Here is a 19,816-nt window from a genome sequence, read left to right on the forward strand (position 1 = left end):
TGGAGCCGGGTGTTTGCTATCGGCTGTGGTCGGAAGCGCAACACGAACAGTTGGCCGGTTATGGCACTGCGGAGATTCTTCAGGCAGATCTTGCAGGGCTCGCGTTGCAGTTGGCGCGTTGGGGCGTCGAGCCCACCCAGTTGACCTGGCTCGACCTGCCCCCGTCTGCTGCCTATGCACAGGCGCAGGACTTGCTCGCGCGCCTGGGCGCCTTGAGTCGCAGCCCTGGCGAAAGCTGGAAATTGACCCTCCACGGGCAGGCCATGGCCGAAGTCCCGGCGCACCCACGCATTGCTCACTTGTTGCTGCGTGGACAGGATCTGGGCCTTGGCAGGCTCGCCTGCGATGTCGCGGCATTGCTCGGCGAGCGTGACATCCTGCGGGGGGCGGGGGCCGACCTTCACAGCCGTCTGACACTGCTGGCAGGGACGGAGCGGGCAGGGCGAAGCGCCCAAGGCGGGGTGCAGCGTGCCAAGCAGCTCGCTCGGCAGTACCGCAGCTATCTCAAGGACGCTGTGAAACGGCCGGTTGCTGACCCCGATCATCCACGCTGGGTCGGTGCGTTGCTGGCCTTGGCGTACCCCGATCGTGTCGCGCAACAACGCAAAGCGGGAGGCGCGGAATACCGGCTGAGCAACGGCCGCGCAGCCCTGTTCGCAGAGCCGGACGCATTGATGAAGGAGCCCTGGCTGGTGATCGCTGAACTCGGCAGTCGCCAGGGCCAGCGTGAGGAACGGATCTACCTGGCGGCTGAGTTCGATCCCGCGCTGTTCGATTCGGTGCTGGCTGAGCAGGTGAGTCACGTCGACCACCTGGAATGGGACGAGCGCGAAGGCATATTCCGGGCCGAGCGCCAGCGCAAGGTCGGTGAGTTGATCATCGGCCGGGAGCCCTTGACCGGCCTGGACGAGGCGACCCGCGGGCACGCGTTGCTCGCGCTGGTGCGGCGCAAGGGGCTCGAATTGCTGCCCTGGACGCCGGAACTGCGCCAGTGGCAGGCAAGGGTGGACCTGTTGCGCCGCCTCGATCTGGAAACGCACGACAGCAGCGAATGGCCGGATGTCAGCAACGAGGCCCTGTTGACCACGCTCGAGCACTGGTTGTTGCCGTGTCTGGGCAAGGTCACGCGGCTGAGCCATTTCAGCCAACTGGATCTTTCATCGATCCTGCACAGCCTGCTGCCGTGGCCGCTGCCGCAGCGGCTGGACGAACAGGCGCCCCACCATCTCAGCGTGCCGTCGGGTTCATCCGTACGACTGGATTACAGCGAATACCCGCCGATCCTGGCGGTTCGCCTGCAGGAGTTGTTCGGGCTGTCCGATACCCCGCGCATCGCGGGCGGCCGGCAGATCGTCAAGCTGCACCTGCTGTCGCCTGCGCGGCGCCCGGTGCAGGTCACGCAGGACCTGGCCAACTTCTGGCGCAGCACCTATGCCGACGTCAAAAAGGATTTGAAAGGGCGATACCCCAAGCACTATTGGCCCGATGATCCCCTGATTGCCGAGCCCACGGCGCGGGCTAAACCGAGGAAGTAGCGCTCGCGCAGGGTGTGTTGCCGATCACGCACCCGTGCGGTGAGCATCATTCATTCGCATGAAGTAAAAAGCGACCGATCACCGGCAAATGATCGGAAATCAGTAAGGTGTCGACCTGCCGCACGCGGGCATCGATTCGCTTCAGCGCTGGGCTGTAAAACAGGTAATCCTGCGTACGGTCGGGGCCGCTGACCCTCGGATCATTGGGGAAGCGGGTGAGCCACCGGCGACGTTCTGCGCCAGTGGCCTCTTCCATGCTGGGGATCACGGGAAATTTGCCCGTGAGTACGCGCAGTTCGCTGTCAGGGCTGTAGCGCTCGCGCTGTTCGGCGGGTAACTGGGCGTATTGCCCAAGAGGCAGCAGATTGAAGTCACCGCCGCCGACCCACGGGATACCGGCTTTCTCAAAGGCGTCCAGGCGTTCGGCGATGGCCGACACCTGACGCCGTAGGGTGTCGTGCTCCGATCGGCTGTCCCCCAGTTGCGTGTTGACCACCGCCAGCCGTCCGCCGCTGCTGAGCGGCAGTTCGCTGATCAGCAGTGCCTGCTTGGGTGCGAATTGGCGGCTGATGAAATGGCCACCTGAGGTTGGGAGCTGCACCCGCTCGGCCTTGTCGATGCGGTAGCGGCTGAGGGTGGCGAGTTTGGTGCCGACGCTGCCGTAGATGTGAAGGTCGGGAAAGAAGTCCGCCTTCCAGTAGAACGCTTCGGTGCTGCAAGGGTAGAGATCGGTGATCCGATCCCGCAGCAACGCCAGTTGGTTGCTGTAGTCCGTGTTTTTGGCACCGTCGTCTATGTCCTGAAGCAACACGACATCCGGCTGCTCGTCGCGAATCACTCGCGCGACCTCGTCGAGGTTATAAGCGATGTCTTCGGGTGTAGGTCGCTCGTCCGGTCCGCTGCCATCGGCCATGTCGTACCAGAACACGTAGCGTTTGCCCGCCAGATGCTGAATGTTCCACGTCATGACCTTCAGCGCCTGACCCGGCACGAGCAGCGGTGGCGGGGCGTCTTTGGCGTTGCAGGTTACGGTGGACGGCTCCTGCCTGGCGGGGTGCCACGTCATGTCGTAGATCAGCGCTGCCATCAGGGCAATCAACAGGACCAGGGCGAGACCCCACCGCAATAAAGCTCGCATCGGCGCTCCTCAGGCTGTTCGGGCGGATTCGTCGATCAGCATGAACAGACGAAACATCACTACACTGATGAACAGTTGCAGGAAGCTCGAAATGCTGTCGACCGTCAGCGAGAGCATCGGGCTTTGCTGGTCAGGCAGCACATAGAGGCTCAAGCCTTCGAGTACGGAAAGCGGGATGTAGACGAACAGCACGCACGCGAGAATCCGTACCAGGTGGCCGCGGGTCATCATGAAACTTTCGCGCATGGCGTCCAGCGGACCCAGCCCGCGCAGCACTAAGAGGTATTCGGAGAACACCAGCTTGATCATCACCCAGATGCCGGGAACGATGAGCAGCGAAAACCCGGCCATGATCAGCAGTGTGCTCAAAGCGGTAAGCACCGCGAAGGTCGGCCACAGCCGCAGCGTCGCGGCCAGCAGGTCGCGCGTGCCGGGGGTGTCGCCCCGTGTCTTGGCATCGAGGAACAGGATCAGCGCGCCGGTGTAAAGCGGGTAAAACAGCAGGCCGGTCAGCAGTTGCCAGTTGGCGGAAGCATTCGGCCCGATGGCGCTGCTCAACAGCTGTTTACTCAGGGCCTCAAGGATCACCAGCGGCAGGCACAGGGTGAGGATGCTCGCGATGTTGCGTCGGAAGAAATAAAGCGAGTCTTGAATAATGGTCAGCGGGTTCATGAAAGGATCACAGGCCAAGGCAAGCGAACACTGTAACTTAGTGCTTCTGAGCGGGCCAACCGGCGGGCAAGGGCGGCCGTTCTTAAATTTTTCTACATGCTGTTGAAAGGCCCTTGAAACGCCCCATTACTGTTTGTGTCTGACATGTGCGTCAGTCGCAGAATTCCTACGGCAATCTAACGAGGTCGCCATGAACACCGAAGAGCAAACCCTGATCGATGGCTTGTTTGACAAACTCAAACGAGCAGAGACCGATTCGGCCCCCCGTGACGCCCAGGCCGAGGCGCTGATCAAGGAGCACCTGACTCGGCAGCCTGCAGCGCCGTATTACATGGCTCAGGCCATCCTCGTGCAGGAAGTCGCGCTCAAGCAAATGGAGGCCCAGAACCGTCAGCGCGACGAGCAGATCCAGCAACTGCAGGCCGAGCTGCAACGCGCCAAGGCGCAGGCCCCGCAGCAAAGCGGTGGCTTTTTGTCGAGCATCTTCGGTAGCGGCTCTCGTGAGTCGCAGCCGCAGCAGCCCGCTTCGTCGTTTTCCCGGCCCTCCAGCCCTCCGCCCAGCGGCAATGGCTGGCGCGATGGTCCGGCAAGCCCACCCCCTTACAGCCCACCACCCCAAGGCAACTACGGCCAGCCGCAACAGCAGGCGCCTGCCGCGCCGTTCGGCAGCGGCTTTTTGGGCGGCGCGCTGAAAACCGCAGCCGGTGTGGCCGGTGGTGTGATGCTGGCCGAGGGCATCAGCAGCCTGTTTCATCACAACAGCCAGCCACAGGAAATCGTCGAGATCATCGAGCAGCAGCCGGCGCAACCGGCCAGCGACAACGCGCTCGACAACGGGGGCTGGGGCGACGACCAACAGCGCGTCACCAGCAACGATAACTGGGGCAATGATACGGGCGGCTTCGCTGACACCGATTACGGCAGCGACGACGGCGGATTCTTTGGCGGTGATGACGACGACAGCTACGTCTGACCCTCACCCCTGAGCAGTCAAACGCCGGCCTGCCGGCGGCGAGCCTTGTTTCGCCGTCGGCAAGCGCTCCTTCCACCTAATGGCGGATTGTCATCTTTCCGGCCTTCCATCGCGCGAGTTCGCCCTTCAATCCCTTCTCCAAACTGGCATACTGAACGCCGGTCCGACGTTCGGACCCTTGCCGCTTGTCAGCGCATCGAGGAGTTCGGGTGAGAAGAATTGCGGTGTTCGCCGACGTACAGAACTTGTATTACACCGTGCGTCAGGCCCATGGTTGCCATTTCAACTATGCCGCACTGTGGGCGGACATCAGCAAGCGCGGGCAGATCGTCGAAGCCTACGCTTATGCCATCGATCGGGGCGACAGCAAACAACAGCAGTTTCAGCAGATCCTTCGCAACCTGGGTTTCACGGTCAAGCTCAAGCCGTACATTCAGCGCAGCGACGGCTCGGCCAAAGGCGACTGGGACGTGGGGATCACCATCGACATCATGGACGTTGCGCCGAATGTGGATGAGGTGGTGCTGGCCTCCGGCGACGGGGATTTCGACCTGCTGCTCGAGCGCATCATCACCAAGCATGGCGTCGAGGCAGTGGCCTATGGCGTGCCGGGGCTGACCGCCAATTCGCTGATCCGCGCGGCCAGCCGTTACATCCCCATCGAAGGCAGGTTGCTGCTCAAGAGCTGACCGCTCGGTCATCCCGTGCTACTGCATCCCCGCTCACGGGTGGGTTCGCTGCGAAACAGATCAATTCAAGGTTTTAACGACTCATGCAAGAACGAATCGCCGTCATCGACTTCGAAACCACCGGCATTTCCCCCAGCAGCAGTTGCCGTGCTACGGAAATTGCCGTGGTCATCATGGAGCAAGGCGTCATCGTCGAGCGTTATCAGAGCCTGATGAACGCGGGCGTGCGGATCCCCGCATTCATCGAGTCGCTGACCGGTATCAGTAACGCCATGCTGCGTACGGCGCCGCCAGCGGAGCGTGTCATGAACGAAGTGGCGGAGTTCGTGGGCTCGACCCCGCTGGTCGCTCACAACGCCGCCTTTGACCAGAAATTCTGGGACTACGAATTCTCCCGCATCAAACGCACCCGCGAGCAAAGCTTTGCCTGCTCGATGCTGCTGGCTCGGCGTCTAATGCCCAGCGCGCCAAATCACAAGCTTGGGACATTGACCTCTTGGGCGGGCCTGCCTGCCACCGGCAAGGCTCACCGGGCACTGGCCGATGCGGAAATGGCGGCAAACCTGACGGCCCATTTGAGCCGGGCGCTGCGCGAGACCCACGGCGTCGCAGGGGTGTCGCACCAACTGTTGTGCACGCTGCAAAAGGTGCCAGCGAAAAAAATCGCCGAGGCCATCACTAAACATCGCGGGTGCTGAAGAACTGATCGTCGCGCCGCGCAAAAGTGTATCGGTCGAATCGCGCCCAGTTGTAACTGACCCTCCCGCAGCAACCTCTCTACACTGGCTCTCCATAAAAATCATCGTTTGTGGTCGAGTCTTTCATGCCTGCATCCCGCCGCTTTCCCTTGGTGCTTATCGGAGCCTTTTTCGCGCTTTATGTGATCTGGGGCTCGACGTATCTCGCCATCCGCATCGGTATCGAAACCTGGCCTCCGCTGTTGATGGCGGGGCTGCGTTTCACCATTGCCGGGGCCATTCTGTTCACTTTCATGCGCCTGCGCGGCGCGCCGATGCCGACCTGGAAGCAGTGGAAGGCGTCGGCGATGGTCGGCGGCCTGCTGCTGGCGTGCGGCAATGGGGGTGTGACCCTGGCCGAGCACAACGGCGTGGCCTCCGGGGTGGCGGCGTTGGCCGTGGCGGTCGTGCCATTGTTCACCTTGTTGTTCGGGCTGATCTGGGGCCACCGCAACACGCGGCTGGAGTGGGCCGGCATCGTGCTGGGCTTGATCGGCATCTGCCTGCTCAACCTCGGCTCCAACCTTCAATCCAGCCCGCTCGGCGCGGTGTTGGTGGTCTCGGCGGCAGCGGCATGGTCGTTTGGCTCGGTGTGGAGCCGTTACTTGCCCTTGCCCCCCGGGGCCATGGCCAGTGGCTGCGAAATGCTGACCGCGGGCGCCATGATGCTGGTCGGCAGTTACCTCAGTGGCGAGCGGATGACCCAGTCGCCGGGCCTCTCCGGCTGGCTGGTGATGGCCTATCTGGTGGTGTTCGGGTCCATCGTCGCGTTCAGTGCATACATGTACCTGCTGAAAAACGTCAGGCCCGCCGCGGCAACCAGTTATGCCTACGTCAACCCGGCCGTGGCGGTGCTGTTGGGCGTGGTGTTCGCGGGCGAGCGCATCGGCGCTGCCGAAATGGCGGCCATGGCGGTCATCATCAGCGCCGTGGTGCTGATCGGCTTGCCGCAGTGGCGCAAGCAGAATCCGGTGCAAGCAGGGTAAACTGCGCGTCTTCTTGATACGCCTGACCCTCTTTCAACGGTACAACCATGACATTCGCCACACTCGGCCTGATCGAACCCCTGCTGCGCGCCCTTGAGACGCTTGGCTACCAGACGCCCACCCCCGTTCAGGCCAAGGCCATTCCTCCCGTGCTGGAAGGCCGCGACCTGATGGCCGCGGCCCAGACCGGCACCGGTAAAACCGCAGGTTTCGCGTTGCCGCTGCTGCAACGCCTCACCATGGAAGGCCCCAAAGTCGCCCCTAATTCGGTGCGAGCGCTGATTCTGGTCCCGACCCGCGAGCTGGCCGAACAAGTCCACGAAGCCATTCGCCAATATGCCGAGCACCTGCCGTTGACCACCTACGCGGTGTACGGCGGCGTGAGCATCAACCCACAAATGATGAAACTGCGTCGCGGTGTCGACGTGCTGGTGGCAACACCCGGACGCCTGCTCGACCTGAACCGCCAGAACGCCGTCAAGTTCTCCCAAGTGCAGACCCTGGTACTCGACGAAGCCGACCGCATGCTCGACCTGGGCTTTTCCGAAGAATTGCGGGGGATCTACGCGGCCTTGCCCAAACGCCGCCAGACGCTGCTATTTTCCGCCACCTTTTCCGACCCGATCCGCGCGCTGGCCAGCCAGATGCTGACCAACCCGCTGAGCATCGAAGTCAGCCCTCGCAACGTGGCGGCCTCTTCGGTCAAGCAATGGGTGGTGACCGTCGACAAGAAGCGCAAAACCGAGCTGTTCATTCACCTGCTCAAAAAGCAGCGGTGGGGCCAAGTCTTGGTGTTCGCCAAAACCCGAGTCGGTGTCGATCAACTCGTGGAGCGCCTGCAAGGCCTGAGCATCAACGCTGACGGCATCCACGGCGATAAGCCACAGGCCACCCGCCAGCGCGCGCTAGACCGCTTCAAGGCCGGTGAGGTGCAAATTCTCGTGGCCACTGACGTCGCCGCACGCGGCCTGGACATCGACGACCTGCCAACCGTGGTCAACCTCGACCTGCCCATCGTCGCCGAAGACTACGTCCACCGCATCGGCCGCACCGGCCGCGCCGGGCAGACCGGCGAAGCCATCTCACTGGTCTGCGCCGACGAAGTCGAGCTGCTGAGCGCCATCGAAGTCCTGACCCGCCAGACACTCCAGCGCAAGGAAGAGCCGGACTTCATTCCGGAACACCGCGTGCCGGTCACGGATGCCAGCGGCCAGATTCTGAAGAAGCCGAAAAAACCGAAGAAGCCAAAAGTCAGCGGCGGCGGGGCAGGTAAGCGCAATCTGGGCAAATGGGTCGACAGCGGAGACGTCGCGGCCGAAGCGCCTGCGGTCAAGCCGGTGAGGAAGGTGCCTGCGTTTAATACGGGGCCTAGGAAGCGTAAGCCATGATGCCATCCGGCTGAGGAAGAGGATGACATGGATGAATCGATAAACATGTACCTTATTAATGATGGCAATTGGCGCTAAACTAGCGGGCGTTTTTATCGCTGCACGTTCGAACTCGTTACGGGCGCTTCAGTCGGATGAGTCTAGACGCCGAAGCCACTGCATTCGGTACTCGTTTCCATGGATCAGACGGCCGCCCTTCCCGGCTGTCAGCAACTCAAGGTAAGAAACTCGCGTGAAAATCCTAGTCACAGGCGGCGCTGGCTTCATTGGCTCAGCGGTCGTGCGTCACATCATTTCGAACACCACCGACTCTGTCGTCAATGTGGACAAGTTGACCTATGCGGGCAACTTAGAGTCTCTGCAGAGCGTCGACCAGGATAAACGCTATGTTTTCGAACATGTGGACATCTGCAACCGCGAGGAACTGGATCGCGTGTTTCGCGAGCATCAACCTGATGCGGTGATGCACCTGGCTGCCGAGTCCCATGTTGACCGCTCTATCAGCGGCCCATCCGAATTCATACAGACCAACATCATCGGCACCTATGCGTTGCTGGAAGCCGCTCGCGGTTACTGGTCGGCACTCGACGAGGCGCGCAAGTCGGCGTTCCGTTTCCATCACATCTCCACCGATGAGGTGTATGGCGACTTGGAAGGTCCGGAAGATCTTTTCACCGAAACGACGCCCTATCAGCCAAGCTCGCCGTATTCGGCCAGTAAAGCCAGCTCCGACCACCTTGTTCGTGCCTGGGCTCGTACCTACGGCCTGCCGACGCTGGTCACCAACTGCTCGAACAACTACGGGCCATTCCACTTCCCTGAGAAGCTGATCCCGCTGGTGATCCTCAACGCGCTGGAAGGCAAGCCTCTGCCGATTTACGGCAAGGGCGACCAGATCCGCGACTGGCTGTTCGTAGAAGACCACGCGCGCGCGCTCTACAAAGTCGTGACCGAGGGTGAGGTAGGGGAGACCTACAACATCGGCGGCCACAACGAGAAGCAGAACATCGAAGTGGTGCGCACTGTTTGTGCCTTGCTCGATGAACTGCGTCCAGAATCGGCTTTCCGTCCTCACGTCGATCTGTTGACCTACGTGCAGGATCGCCCCGGCCATGACCTGCGTTATGCGATCGACGCCAGCAAGATCCAGCGGGAGTTGGGCTGGACCCCAGAAGAAACCTTCGAATCGGGTATCCGCAAGACCGTGCAGTGGTACCTCGATAATCCTGAGTGGGTGGCGCACGTGAAAAGCGGCAGCTATCAGCAATGGATCGACAAGAACTACGCCGCGCGTGCCGACAAGGCATGAAGCTTCTTCTGCTCGGCAAGAACGGCCAAGTCGGCTGGGAAATGCAACGCGCGCTCAGCGTGTTGGGTGAGGTCGTCGCGCTGGATCGTCATCCCGCCACCACGCCCTACGGAACGCTGTCTGGCGACCTATCGGATCTTGACGCCCTACGGGCCACGATTCGTGCCGTTGCGCCACATGTCATCGTCAACGCGGCGGCCTACACGGCCGTCGACAAGGCTGAAACCGAGCGCGAATTGGCGCATACGGTGAATGCTCTGGCGAGCGGAGTCATGGCCGAAGAAGCCAAGACGCTGGATGCGCTTCTCGTTCATTACTCCACCGACTACGTGTTTGATGGCACAGGCACTGCGCCCTGGCGTGAAACCGATGCCGTTGCCCCCGTGAACTACTATGGCGCGACCAAACTGGAAGGTGAGCAACTGATCGTGGCATCGGGTTGCAAGCATCTGATCTTCCGTACCAGTTGGGTGTATGCAGCGCGCGGCAACAATTTCGCCAAGACCATGCTGCGGCTGGCCAAGGACCGGGAATCGCTTAATGTGATTGCCGACCAGATCGGAGCACCTACGGGTGCAGACCTTCTGGCCGATGTTGCGACAGCGGCCTTGCAGCAAACCTTGGATAACCCCGCCTTGTGCGGCATTTACCATCTGGCGCCTGCGGGCGAGACGTCCTGGCACGCCTACGCGAGCTACGTGATTGAATTTGCACGGGCGAACGGTGAACCGTTGGCAGTGCAAACGATCAATCCCATCGCGACAACGCAATACCCTACGCCCGCCAGCCGTCCGTTGAACTCTCGCCTTGCGACGGACAAGCTCCGCGACGCTTTTTCATTGCACTTGCCGGATTGGCAAAGTGGTGTAACCCGCATGCTTATGGAAGCTTTGAACAAATGAACACGACCAATCGTAAAGGGATCATTCTGGCTGGCGGTTCGGGGACGCGTCTGCACCCGCTGACCCTGGGCGTCTCCAAGCAAATGTTGCCAATCTACGACAAACCCATGATCTTTTACCCCCTATCGGTGCTGATGCTGGCGGGTATGCGGGAAATCCTGATCATTTCTACTCCTGACGACCTGCCATGCTTCCGCAAGCTACTGGGTGATGGCAGTCAGTACGGCATCAAGTTGAGCTACGCCGAACAGCCAAGCCCGGACGGCCTGGCACAAGCGTTCATCATCGGTGAAGAGTTCATCGGCAATGACCCATGCTGTCTGATCCTGGGCGACAACATTTTCTACGGTCAGCACTTCTCCGATAACCTGCGCGCCGCCTCTGAGCAAACTGAAGGGGCGACCGTGTTCGGCTACCACGTCAACGATCCAGAGCGTTTCGGTGTGGTGGAGTTCGACGCCAATGGCCGCGCTTTGAGTATCGAAGAGAAGCCTGCGCAGCCGAAATCAAGCTACGCCGTTACGGGTTTGTATTTCTACGATAATCAGGTGGTGCAGATCGCCAAGAACATCAAGCCATCCGAGCGTGGCGAGTTGGAAATTACCGACGTCAACCGAGCTTATCTCGAGCAGAAGAACCTGACCGTCCAGATGCTGGGGCGCGGCTTCGCTTGGCTGGATACCGGTACTCACGAATCTCTTCTTGAGGCGAGCCACTTCGTCCACACCATCGAACAGCGCCAAGGCTGGAAGGTCGCGTGTCTGGAAGAAATTGGCTACACCAATGGTTGGATCACCGCCGAGCAAGTGGCCTCTCAGGCTGAAAAGCTGAAGAAAACCGGCTACGGGCAGTACCTGCAGAAGCTGCTGGAGCACGGCAGCGTCTAATCCGGCCATGACTCGTTAACCAGGATCGCCGACAACATGTCTTCCGATATTCCCAAGGTTGCGGTGTTGTTGGCGGCCTATAACGGTATGGCCTGGATAGAGGAGCAACTGGCCTCAATTCTCGCGCAAACCAACGTCAGTGTGTGGGTTTACATCAGTGTTGACCCGTCCAGCGATGGCACTGAGGTCTGGTGTTCCGAGTACGCTCAACTGCATCACAATATTGTGCTGTTGCCCCCGGTGGGCCCGTTCAAAGGCGCGGCGCGCAATTTCTTTCGTCTTATCCACGATGTCGATTTCAGTGGGTACGACTTCGTTTCATTTTCCGACCAGGATGATGTTTGGTACCCCGACAAGCTTGAGCGAGCCGTGGCAAGGCTCCAAGTCGGTGACGTCGACGGTTATTCCAGTAACGTCATCGCCTTCTGGCCGAATGGCCGTCGGTTGCTTGTCGACAAGGCCCAGCCTCAGGTGGAGTGGGATTATCTCTTCGAAGCGGCGGGGCCAGGGTGCACCTATGTGTTGAAAAATCGGCTTGCCACCGACTTCAAGCAACTGATCCTCAATCACTGGGCTGAGGTACAGGAAATTGCCCTGCACGACTGGTTCTGTTACGCGTTTGCGCGTAGTCACGGATACAGGTGGTTCATTGATCCGGTGCCGGGAATGGATTATCGGCAGCATGCTTATAATTTGGTCGGAGTGAACAACGGCTGGTCTTCTGCGCTGGCTCGGCTCCGTCGCGTAAGCGGGGGGTGGTGGCTCAGGCAGATTCACCTAACGGCCCTGTTGACGATTGGTCGGATGCCTACTGAAATCCGTGAAATATTCGGGCTAATTCTTAATGCACACCAGTGTCGAAGAAAACGGCGCGACCAGGTTGTGTTCCCTCTGATGTATCTGATTTCCCACCTTACAAGCGATAAGTCTCATCGCGTGATTAAGTGAGGCGCTCCAGGGGCCAGTAGCCAGCCCCAGGGATACAAAACCACTCACTGTCCCGGCAAAGGATTAGCCGCTTTTGCCTTGTAGATCAAATAAGCGGCGTTCGGGGAGTCCTGAATCCGCTCGAAATTCGCACGGATATATTCATCGATTAGACGATGAGAGTTGGAGTACCGAAGCTCTTCTCGCCCATCCATTGCCATATCAAAAACAAGCGCAAAGCCAGGATTGGCTTTCTTGATTTCTTCGATTTCGTTGCGTTGAAATTCTTCGCTGCGCGGAGACAACGCATAAATCTCCCACAGCGGCGCTTTTCGATTCAGAAGCGGATATGCGCCAGGCCAGAAGGGAAGAACAAGCACAGGTCGTCCATCCGGCGAGTAGCGGTGCGTCAAATCTCTCAACAATTCCACCGCTTCCGATGTGCTGGGATCGACCAGTAGCGCCGTTCCGGAAACGTTGATCGTTTTCCAGCCAGCCTGGGTTCTCGCCAGTATTCCAGGCTGCCAACCTGCCAGTATGAATACACTGACCATGGCTGTTAAGGCGGCTAAAGAAACCCGTATCCATATCTTTTCCGATGCAGCAAGCGCGATCAGTACACCTACGAGTAGCGGGTAAATTGCCTGTGCGAGGTGGCCGAGATCAGCGCGGGCAAATGCGTAGTGTGAATAAGGAAGAGCGGCGCAGGCTACTGCTACCCACTCGGGTGGCACCGCCTTCCGTTGTGACCCCGCTCTGAAAATCCAGACCAGTGATCCGACTCCAAATCCGATCAATGCCATGAAGCACAGCCCGATGAGCAACCATCTCGTTTCTACTTCAACTCCGGCAGTGCCAAACCCTACGGTCCATGGCCACGGAACAGGCAACGGCAGATTGGTATTCCCCTGATCCAGCATGAACACGATCGTGTCGAGAAAAGACTTCAAATATCCAGGAATTATTGCGCACATCAGGATTACTGGTAGAAAACCAACAAACACACCGGTGCCCCAAAGCAGTATGGCTTTGCGGAAATTATCGGGTTTTCGCGCGATTGAGAGCCATCCAAGTGCGAATGCACTCGCCAACGCGCCGTACACACCGTGATTGCGGCCGAATACCGCTGCCAAACCAACAATGACTCCGAGCAGAAAATATCGAATGCTAGTTGGGCTGAGTACGAGGTGGGCAATGGCCGCAATGATAATCATCGAAATCGAGATGTCGAATATTTTGTGGCGCGGGTACATCCATGTCATTAGCGTAATGGCGGCGAGACTCAAATAAATGAGCGTGCTCGTGAAGCTACGTCCGCGTAGCGCTAATGAGATTGTCCACAGACCCGCATACATCCCCAGCACCTGAAAGAGGGCAACGGATACCCTCAATGCAGATATCCCTGTATCTCCTGAAAGCCAGAAGTACGAGGCAGCCCAGTAATAGCGACCGGGATCGTATGCCATAAAGTCTCTGATCGGAACGGCGCCTGCGGCTATCTCCTTCGCGCCGTACCACAAATACCCCTCATCCCATAAATTGAAGCCTGTATGGCCTTGCCACAGGAAATTGACAACTACGGAAAATAACGAGATCGCCAAAAGCATCAAGCTAGGTTTCGAGCGGTCGACTACAGCAAAATTCATGGCGATGTTCCAAGTAAAGAAGTGCTGTGAAATTCGCAACTACCTCACGACGGTCCCAGGTCGGCTGTTCGTTATACATGGGATGTGGATCTGAACTATTACTTGAGGCAGAGCTGCCTGTCGTTGAATGCTCATAGCTCCGTCTGATCGGTGAGGTGCTGCGGAGCTATGCCGCAACACATGCTCCCGCGTGACCTTGGTCATTGCACTACAAGAAATTTTTTCGGCTGGCACACAAGCAATGTCTTGCCGTTCGGTATCTCTACAATAATCCCGTACCCTCCAGGTTCGAGAGTGGATAGATCCGCCTGGATGTAGAATCCCGATTTGAGTATGTCCTGATTATTGTAGGCTTTCACTAAATCCGGCCGATCTATGACAGCGCTGTTTTCAAAGGTGTGTGGTATCCCGGATGCGCCAGTCAAGCGCAGACGTATCGCTTTGGGGGCTGTCTTGGTCGAGGCGTCAATTGCCCAGCCTACAAACGCCACCTGTTCTCTTTTCACGTAAATGCTCGTGTCCGGTTTGCCACCCACCGCATCGAGCGAACACAGGTCAGTTGAATAATGCGTGATATTGGGATTCTCGACCTTCCCGTCGCAACCAGCCAGGGTGGCGAGGCCCAACACCAGACCACTGAATGCAAGAAATTTTTTGCGCATGATTTTCCTGACAAAATATTTTGGTATGAGACCGGATGGACCGAGTGTAGGACCTGCGGAATTGCGGCGGAAGGTCACTACCGTTTCGCAAAAGCGAATTTGGAAAGCAAAAATGTCACTGGCAAGGTCAGGACGATAGCGGCCAAGGGTGCGAGTCTACTGTCAAATCCAAATTTCTCTACCCAGATCCACAAAATCACCAGGCTAAGCAGGTATTGAACGAGGTAAATAAAAGGCATCAGCACCGCGGACCTGAGCCCCTGATGACTTTTGAAAACAAAAAAACGGTTGAGGACATAGGCCAGCACGATGCCGGTGACGTAAGAGATCGTGTAGCTGATCTGGTATGACAGGACGCTCAGTAAAGCCAGGTACATGCCGTATGTTAGGGCGGTGTTAAAACCGCCCGACATCAGAAAACGGGCAAAATCCAGCTTTAAAAGTTTAGAAATGGCCTGATTGTTCATCGGTTACTGACGGTTGCCATTGATCAATGACTTGAACTCATCATAGTTACGAACATAGTCATCCGCATCGTAGTAATGAGAAGCGAACACCATGAGTACGGCATCCTGCGAGTAGCGGTACTGGATGCCCCACGTCATGGGCGGAAGGTGGATGCCTTTATTGGGCTTGTCCAGCACAAACTCTTCGCGGTTAACACCATCATCGGCTACTACATGGACCGAACCTTTCACGGCCACCAAGAACTGGTGACATTCGCGATGAGCATGCTCGCCCCGGGTTTCGGCGGTCGGTACGTCGTAGACAAGGAAATAACGTTCAGTCTTGAACGGAATGGAGCGATCAAACTCACCTGCCGATAGACTGCCGCGAATATCCGCGACCTCTTTCATCGTGTGCAGTGTGACGCCCTTGACCGTAGTCCCGATCACACCCGTTTGATCAGACTTTTTCTCTGCTTCTACGGTGGCTGAAGCCGGCTTCGCGTCCACGTAGCCAATAATCTTCGCGGGATTGCCGACGACGATCGCGTTTGGCGGGATGGAGCGAGTCACCACCGCGCCCGCGCCGATCATGGCGTTAGTGCCGATGGTCAGCCCTGGAAGGATGGTGCAGTTGGCGCCCAGTGAGGCTCCTTTTCGAATGATCGTGCGTGCGAAGGTCTGGGGATAAACCTTACTGCGAGGAAAGATGTCGTTGGTGAAGGTAGCGTTCGGGCCGATGAAAACGTCGTCTTCGATTGTGATTCCATCCCAAACCTGCACGCCGCATTTCAGGGTCACGCGGTCACCAATGATGACATCGTTCTCAATGAACACGTTATCGCAGACGTTACATTCCCGACCCAGCGTCGCCCCCGGCAAAACATGGGCAAATGCCCATACTCGAGTGTCTTGCCCGATTTTTTCCGACTCACACAGTGCGTGGCTGTGTACGAAAAAATTTCTATCGCCGCTCATTGCTTTCTCCAAAATCTTCAACCCGCATTGGAATCGTCAATGGCCGGTTCTTTGTATTCTCGTAAGTGCGCCACGCGTAAGAGCCCACGATGCCCAGCCCCAGCAGATTGAGGCAGCCTAGGAAGGTGATCGCGAGCATGATCATCGCGTAACCGGGCACCTCAATCATGCCGTGCAGCTTGGCAATCAACGTAAAGACGCCGAACAGTGCGGCCAAGGCTGATCCGAACGCACCGACGCGGGTGAGCAGTCTGATAGGCAAATCAGTGAATGAGAAGACACTGTCCATCAGATAATTGACTTTCTTGCGCAACGTCCACGCTGATTTCCCATGAACCCGCTCCTGACGGGTGTAGGTGACGACCTCTCGGCGGTAACCCAGCCAGAAAATCTGAGCAATCAGCGAACTGTGGCGTTCGTCGAGCGTGAGCAGCGTATCTCTGAAGGCTCTGTTACACGCGAACATATCGACGCCGCCTGGGGGAATCTCCGGTATCACATAACGGCGATAGAGCCCCCAGAATATTTTCGAGGCCGTCCGGCTAGCCCACGGGTCCTGGCGGCCCTCACGAACGCCGACAACGACATCGATATTTCCTTTGAGCAGAACGCGGTTCATCTCCAACACGAGTTCCGGGGGCTCTTGCAGGTCGGCAGCCATCACTGCGAATCGATCACCGCTGCCGTTCTGCAATCCGGTGCGGATGGCCATGAACGAGCCGAAGTTGCGCGACAGCAAGACAAGCTTTGATCGGAATGACTGCGACGGCAGGGTATCCCGTAGGATCTCATAGCAACGGTCAGGACTGCCGTCCACGACAAACACGACTTCAAGATCTTTGTTCAACTGCGTATCGAGCTTCGAAACCGCTACCAGCAGATCAGGTAGATTGCTCTCATTGCGGTAAACGGGGATAACCAGCGTCAGCAAAATCATTGCTCCTTGGAGAAATAGGCTGTGACTGCCTCAATGACTCTGTCCACTTCTTCATCGGTCAAGCCGGGGAAGCAGGGCAGGGAGATGACGGTATCACAAGCTTGCTCGGTTACTGTCAACGATTGGGACGGTGCTGATGGATAAGCAGGCTGATGATGATCCGCAATGGGATAGTGGATATCTGTACTGATCAGCTTTGCTTTGAGCGCTGCAGCGAGGTCGGCTCGATTCTTGATACGCACCACATAGAGGTGAGCCACGTAATCTTCGGCGACCGAGGCGGGCAGTTGCATCTCCAGAGAGGCGAACGCGGCGTTGTAGCGTTGTGCAATCGAGCGCCGTTGTTCGTTCCAACTGTCCAGCAGTGGCAGTTTCACGCGGAGAATCGCGGCCTGCATTTCGTCTAAACGGCTGTTGCGACCGCCGGGAATTGCAACTTGATACTTTTGCGACCAGCCGTACTGACGCAGTTGGCGAATACGCGTATTCAAGTGGTCGTCGTTGGTAACGATCGCCCCACCATCACCCAGCGCACCGAGGTTTTTGGTTGGGTAGAAGCTAAAGCAGGCGATATCACCAAAACTGCCTGCTTGCTTGCCGTTGCGGCGAGCCCCGTGCGATTGCGCGCAGTCTTCCAGCACAGGCACACCCGCCCCCGCTGCAATCCGCACGATCTCTTCGATGTTGGCCAGTTGCCCGTAGAGATGAGTCACGATAATAGCGGCGGGTTTAGTTTCGACCACGGCCGCCAGTGCCTTAGGGCACATAGTGAGCGTGTTTGCATCTACGTCGACATACACGGGTTCAGCACCGATGGCGTGGATCGCCGTGCTGCTGTAAAAGCCTGCGTTGGCGACTGCCACCACGCGATGACCTGGCTCGACACCCAGACCGCGGAGTGCCAGTTCCAACGCTTCGGAGCCGTTCGCAACACTGATGCAGTGATTGACGCCTACGTAGGTGGCGAATTCCTCTTCGAAGAGCTTGACCTCGTTGCCGAGGATGTACCAGTGGCTGTCCAGCACGTTTTTAAGCGGGCTGAGAAAGTCGATGCCCGCATTTGCCTTGGTCGCAGAGAAGAGAACGATGTTTTCCATGTGAATTCCACAATATCAATGATGAGGGACGTTGGCTTTGTCGCATGCGCTTGGCATCGGAAAAAGCCTCAGCGACGAGGTCAGAGCAAAGAGCGTGATGTTACAGCCTGACATATCGCCAGTGTTGGTGATCTGACCGTCGTAACCTGTACGCAGTGCCTCTTTGTTGTTCAGGGCTTTCGCGACGTCGGGCCGGCTTTCGCTGACCTTCAGGGCTCCCACGATCTTGCTGTTTTCGACTGCGACCACGAATTCGGGGCTATCGACTCCGTTTGCTAAAAAGACCCATCCTCTCAGCTTGATCCCGGAGGGTGTTTTTACAACTTCGTCAATGTTGCCCATGACCGGCGTGTCGGATATCGGCATTTGCAAAGAAGGCTGAGAGTCCGCTGAGAATACCGTTCTGTTTTTGAGATCGTTCTGGTTCAGGCTCAAATTGCCCGAAGTGCCAGCAGTGCTGATCTGAGGAAGTGCCTCATCGGCCATTTTCGCAATGGCAGAAGTGTGAGCGTTTTTAGGAAATGTTACGTTAGCCTTCCATGACGAGAAGTTTGCAATGAGTATAAACAGGCACAGCAACGCCAGGACGGTAGCGATTCTTCTCTCAGCTTTCCACGATGCATTCTCTACACTGCTCCGGTCAACCATGCGCTTTGTACTCAGGGCCAGCAAAAGCGCCAAAAACGGGATCGTGACGAAGAGGTACCTTCCCTGGGGCTGTGGGAGTGAGTTTTGAGAGGCTATCAAGCTCAACAGCGTGATGGCAGGAAAGAGGCCAATGATCATTACGAGAGGAAGGATGTAGCTGATGGTAATATCCTTCCAAGTCTCCGACGCTCTCAACGGTTTTATCTGAAGAATGGAGAAACCGATTGTGCACACGAATGCCATGCTCGCGAATACGTAAAAGTATTCGGAAATGAAGATATTCATCCAGCCGGTTACTGAGAAATAGCTGGTGAGCGTGAGTTCGAGCCACGGTATTAAGTTTTTGGTATTTACAAACTGATCACCGCAAAATAAATAACACGTACCATAGCCTGCTGCGGGATTGAGTTTATGCATCTCGACGAAATCAAGTTGTCCCGACACCCCCGAAATTTCACCGTACTTTAGATACACAACTAGTAGCATGGGGACGGCAACTATAACGGCTGCAATGCAGAGGGTTTTCCAATGTGTCAAGAGCTGATGATTCATAAATTTTCTATTGACCACCAGCATTACTGCAACAAAAACCAACGCAGGTAGAAAGTACAGTTTCGCCAGCAGCATCAGCCCAACAGCCAGACCAAGGTACATCGCTCTTTTTCTAGTGGGCGAATTCGTATAGCTGATCATTGTGCCGATCAGCAAGCCAATGCTGGCAAGGCCGTATCCATCGCTGTTCAGGTAAGAGAAAACGAAGGTAACTTGGGGAATCAGTGCGATGCTAAGCGCAATGAGCGCTGAAATCTGCATCGAATTTCCAATAGAACGTGCAATGCGAAACAGCGAGCAGATGAATACCCCCCCTAATATCCAGTTAAAACTGCGAGCGGCCAGATATAGGAGGTCAGCAGGCATCAACCAGCTACCAACTTTCGTGGTGATTAGGGCGCCGATGACGTGAGGGAAGGGAAGCCCGTGATACCAGAATTCTCCCTGTTGCCAAGTGCGACCAGAAATCAATCCAGTGAACGCCTGCTTGGGCTCCATGGTTGAAGGCATTGCATCAAATTTATTCAAAAACTCCAGAAGGAAGAAGTGCGTCGACTCATCGGGCGCACTGTTGAACGCGATCCCGCATGACCACACGGCAATGATAAAAATATAAAGAGCTGCCAGCAGGAGCTGACAGCGTTTATTGGTCAGGCCCATGAGCCTATTGTCATGTTGATTTTCAAGCACTGTCAGATTCCTGTCTC

At 57.4% G+C, this 19,816-nt stretch carries 19 protein-coding genes; 10 read left to right on the top strand and 9 right to left on the bottom strand.

The features are described 5' to 3' along the window. A partial coding sequence (gene hrpB / locus DBP26_RS26195) for an ATP-dependent helicase HrpB (protein WP_108240539.1) occupies positions 1 to 1,535 on the top strand: 1,535 nt, incomplete at its 5' end. A 46-nt stretch (positions 1,536 to 1,581) separates the two neighbouring features. On the opposite strand, the gene DBP26_RS26200 is transcribed toward hrpB, so the two are convergent. Both DBP26_RS26200 and DBP26_RS26205 read right to left on the bottom strand, forming a co-directional pair. Then, on the bottom strand, positions 1,582 to 2,673 hold the full coding sequence (locus DBP26_RS26200) for an endonuclease/exonuclease/phosphatase family protein (RefSeq protein ID WP_108240538.1): 1,092 nt from the start codon (positions 2,671 to 2,673) through the stop codon (positions 1,582 to 1,584). A gap of 9 nt (positions 2,674 to 2,682) precedes the next feature. Then, positions 2,683 to 3,345 carry a YciC family protein gene (locus DBP26_RS26205; RefSeq protein ID WP_108240537.1) on the bottom strand — a complete coding sequence of 221 codons (663 nt, stop codon included), beginning with the start codon at positions 3,343 to 3,345 and terminating at the stop codon, positions 2,683 to 2,685. Between the two features lie 190 nt (positions 3,346 to 3,535). Between DBP26_RS26205 and DBP26_RS26210 the strand changes: the two genes are divergently transcribed. From DBP26_RS26210 to DBP26_RS26250, 9 genes are all read left to right on the top strand, one after another. Continuing rightward, on the top strand, positions 3,536 to 4,318 hold the full coding sequence (locus tag DBP26_RS26210) for a DUF2076 domain-containing protein (protein ID WP_108240536.1): 783 nt from the start codon (positions 3,536 to 3,538) through the stop codon (positions 4,316 to 4,318). Between the two features lie 209 nt (positions 4,319 to 4,527). Continuing rightward, positions 4,528 to 5,007 carry an NYN domain-containing protein gene (locus tag DBP26_RS26215; protein WP_108240535.1) on the top strand — a complete coding sequence of 160 codons (480 nt, stop codon included), beginning with the start codon at positions 4,528 to 4,530 and terminating at the stop codon, positions 5,005 to 5,007. Positions 5,008 to 5,090: 83 nt separating this feature from the next. Further along, positions 5,091 to 5,705 (top strand): 3'-5' exonuclease, encoded by a 615-nt coding sequence (locus tag DBP26_RS26220; RefSeq protein ID WP_108240534.1) that lies wholly within the window; start codon positions 5,091 to 5,093, stop codon positions 5,703 to 5,705. 125 nt (positions 5,706 to 5,830) lie between these two features. Then, on the top strand, positions 5,831 to 6,730 hold the full coding sequence (gene yedA / locus DBP26_RS26225) for a drug/metabolite exporter YedA (protein WP_108240533.1): 900 nt from the start codon (positions 5,831 to 5,833) through the stop codon (positions 6,728 to 6,730). A 47-nt stretch (positions 6,731 to 6,777) separates the two neighbouring features. Next, positions 6,778 to 8,118 (top strand): DEAD/DEAH box helicase, encoded by a 1,341-nt coding sequence (locus tag DBP26_RS26230; RefSeq protein ID WP_108240532.1) that lies wholly within the window; start codon positions 6,778 to 6,780, stop codon positions 8,116 to 8,118. A gap of 232 nt (positions 8,119 to 8,350) precedes the next feature. Further along, on the top strand, positions 8,351 to 9,427 hold the full coding sequence (gene rfbB, locus DBP26_RS26235; RefSeq protein WP_108240531.1) for a dTDP-glucose 4,6-dehydratase: 1,077 nt from the start codon (positions 8,351 to 8,353) through the stop codon (positions 9,425 to 9,427). Next, complete coding sequence (gene rfbD / locus DBP26_RS26240; RefSeq protein WP_108240530.1) at positions 9,424 to 10,329, top strand: dTDP-4-dehydrorhamnose reductase; 906 nt, start codon at positions 9,424 to 9,426, stop codon at positions 10,327 to 10,329. Before rfbB ends, rfbD begins: the two co-directional genes overlap by 4 nt. After that, positions 10,326 to 11,216, top strand: coding sequence for a glucose-1-phosphate thymidylyltransferase RfbA (gene rfbA, locus DBP26_RS26245; protein WP_108240529.1), 891 nt, complete (start codon positions 10,326 to 10,328; stop codon positions 11,214 to 11,216). Before rfbD ends, rfbA begins: the two co-directional genes overlap by 4 nt. Before the next feature lie 36 nt (positions 11,217 to 11,252). After that, positions 11,253 to 12,164: a glycosyltransferase gene (locus DBP26_RS26250; protein WP_108240528.1), complete on the top strand. Its 912-nt coding sequence runs from the start codon at positions 11,253 to 11,255 to the stop codon at positions 12,162 to 12,164. Positions 12,165 to 12,208: 44 nt separating this feature from the next. Here DBP26_RS26250 and DBP26_RS26255 read toward each other — a convergent pair whose 3' ends face one another. The 7 genes from DBP26_RS26255 to DBP26_RS26285 form a co-directional block, all read right to left on the bottom strand. Further along, positions 12,209 to 13,789: a hypothetical protein gene (locus DBP26_RS26255; protein WP_108240527.1), complete on the bottom strand. Its 1,581-nt coding sequence runs from the start codon at positions 13,787 to 13,789 to the stop codon at positions 12,209 to 12,211. A gap of 200 nt (positions 13,790 to 13,989) precedes the next feature. After that, positions 13,990 to 14,451, bottom strand: a complete 462-nt coding sequence (locus DBP26_RS26260; RefSeq protein ID WP_108240526.1) for a hypothetical protein — start codon at positions 14,449 to 14,451, stop codon at positions 13,990 to 13,992. A 77-nt stretch (positions 14,452 to 14,528) separates the two neighbouring features. Next, positions 14,529 to 14,918, bottom strand: a complete 390-nt coding sequence (locus DBP26_RS26265) for a GtrA family protein (protein WP_108240525.1) — start codon at positions 14,916 to 14,918, stop codon at positions 14,529 to 14,531. 3 nt (positions 14,919 to 14,921) lie between these two features. Then, positions 14,922 to 15,875, bottom strand: a complete 954-nt coding sequence (locus DBP26_RS26270; RefSeq protein WP_108240524.1) for a WxcM-like domain-containing protein — start codon at positions 15,873 to 15,875, stop codon at positions 14,922 to 14,924. Continuing rightward, the gene (locus DBP26_RS26275) at positions 15,862 to 16,812 is read right to left on the bottom strand and encodes a glycosyltransferase family 2 protein (protein ID WP_108240523.1); all 951 of its coding nucleotides are present in this window, start codon (positions 16,810 to 16,812) and stop codon (positions 15,862 to 15,864) included. Before DBP26_RS26275 ends, DBP26_RS26270 begins: the two co-directional genes overlap by 14 nt. Further along, positions 16,809 to 17,909 (bottom strand): DegT/DnrJ/EryC1/StrS family aminotransferase, encoded by a 1,101-nt coding sequence (locus DBP26_RS26280; protein ID WP_108240522.1) that lies wholly within the window; start codon positions 17,907 to 17,909, stop codon positions 16,809 to 16,811. The genes DBP26_RS26275 and DBP26_RS26280 overlap by 4 nt, the downstream gene beginning before the upstream one ends. 15 nt (positions 17,910 to 17,924) lie before the next feature. Further along, positions 17,925 to 19,799, bottom strand: coding sequence for a DUF2142 domain-containing protein (locus DBP26_RS26285; RefSeq protein ID WP_256601885.1), 1,875 nt, complete (start codon positions 19,797 to 19,799; stop codon positions 17,925 to 17,927). Between the last annotated feature and the right edge of the window lie 17 nt (positions 19,800 to 19,816).

It is taken from the genome of Pseudomonas sp. RIT409 (genome assembly GCF_003052515.2).
Classification (GTDB): Bacteria; Pseudomonadota; Gammaproteobacteria; order Pseudomonadales; family Pseudomonadaceae; genus Aquipseudomonas.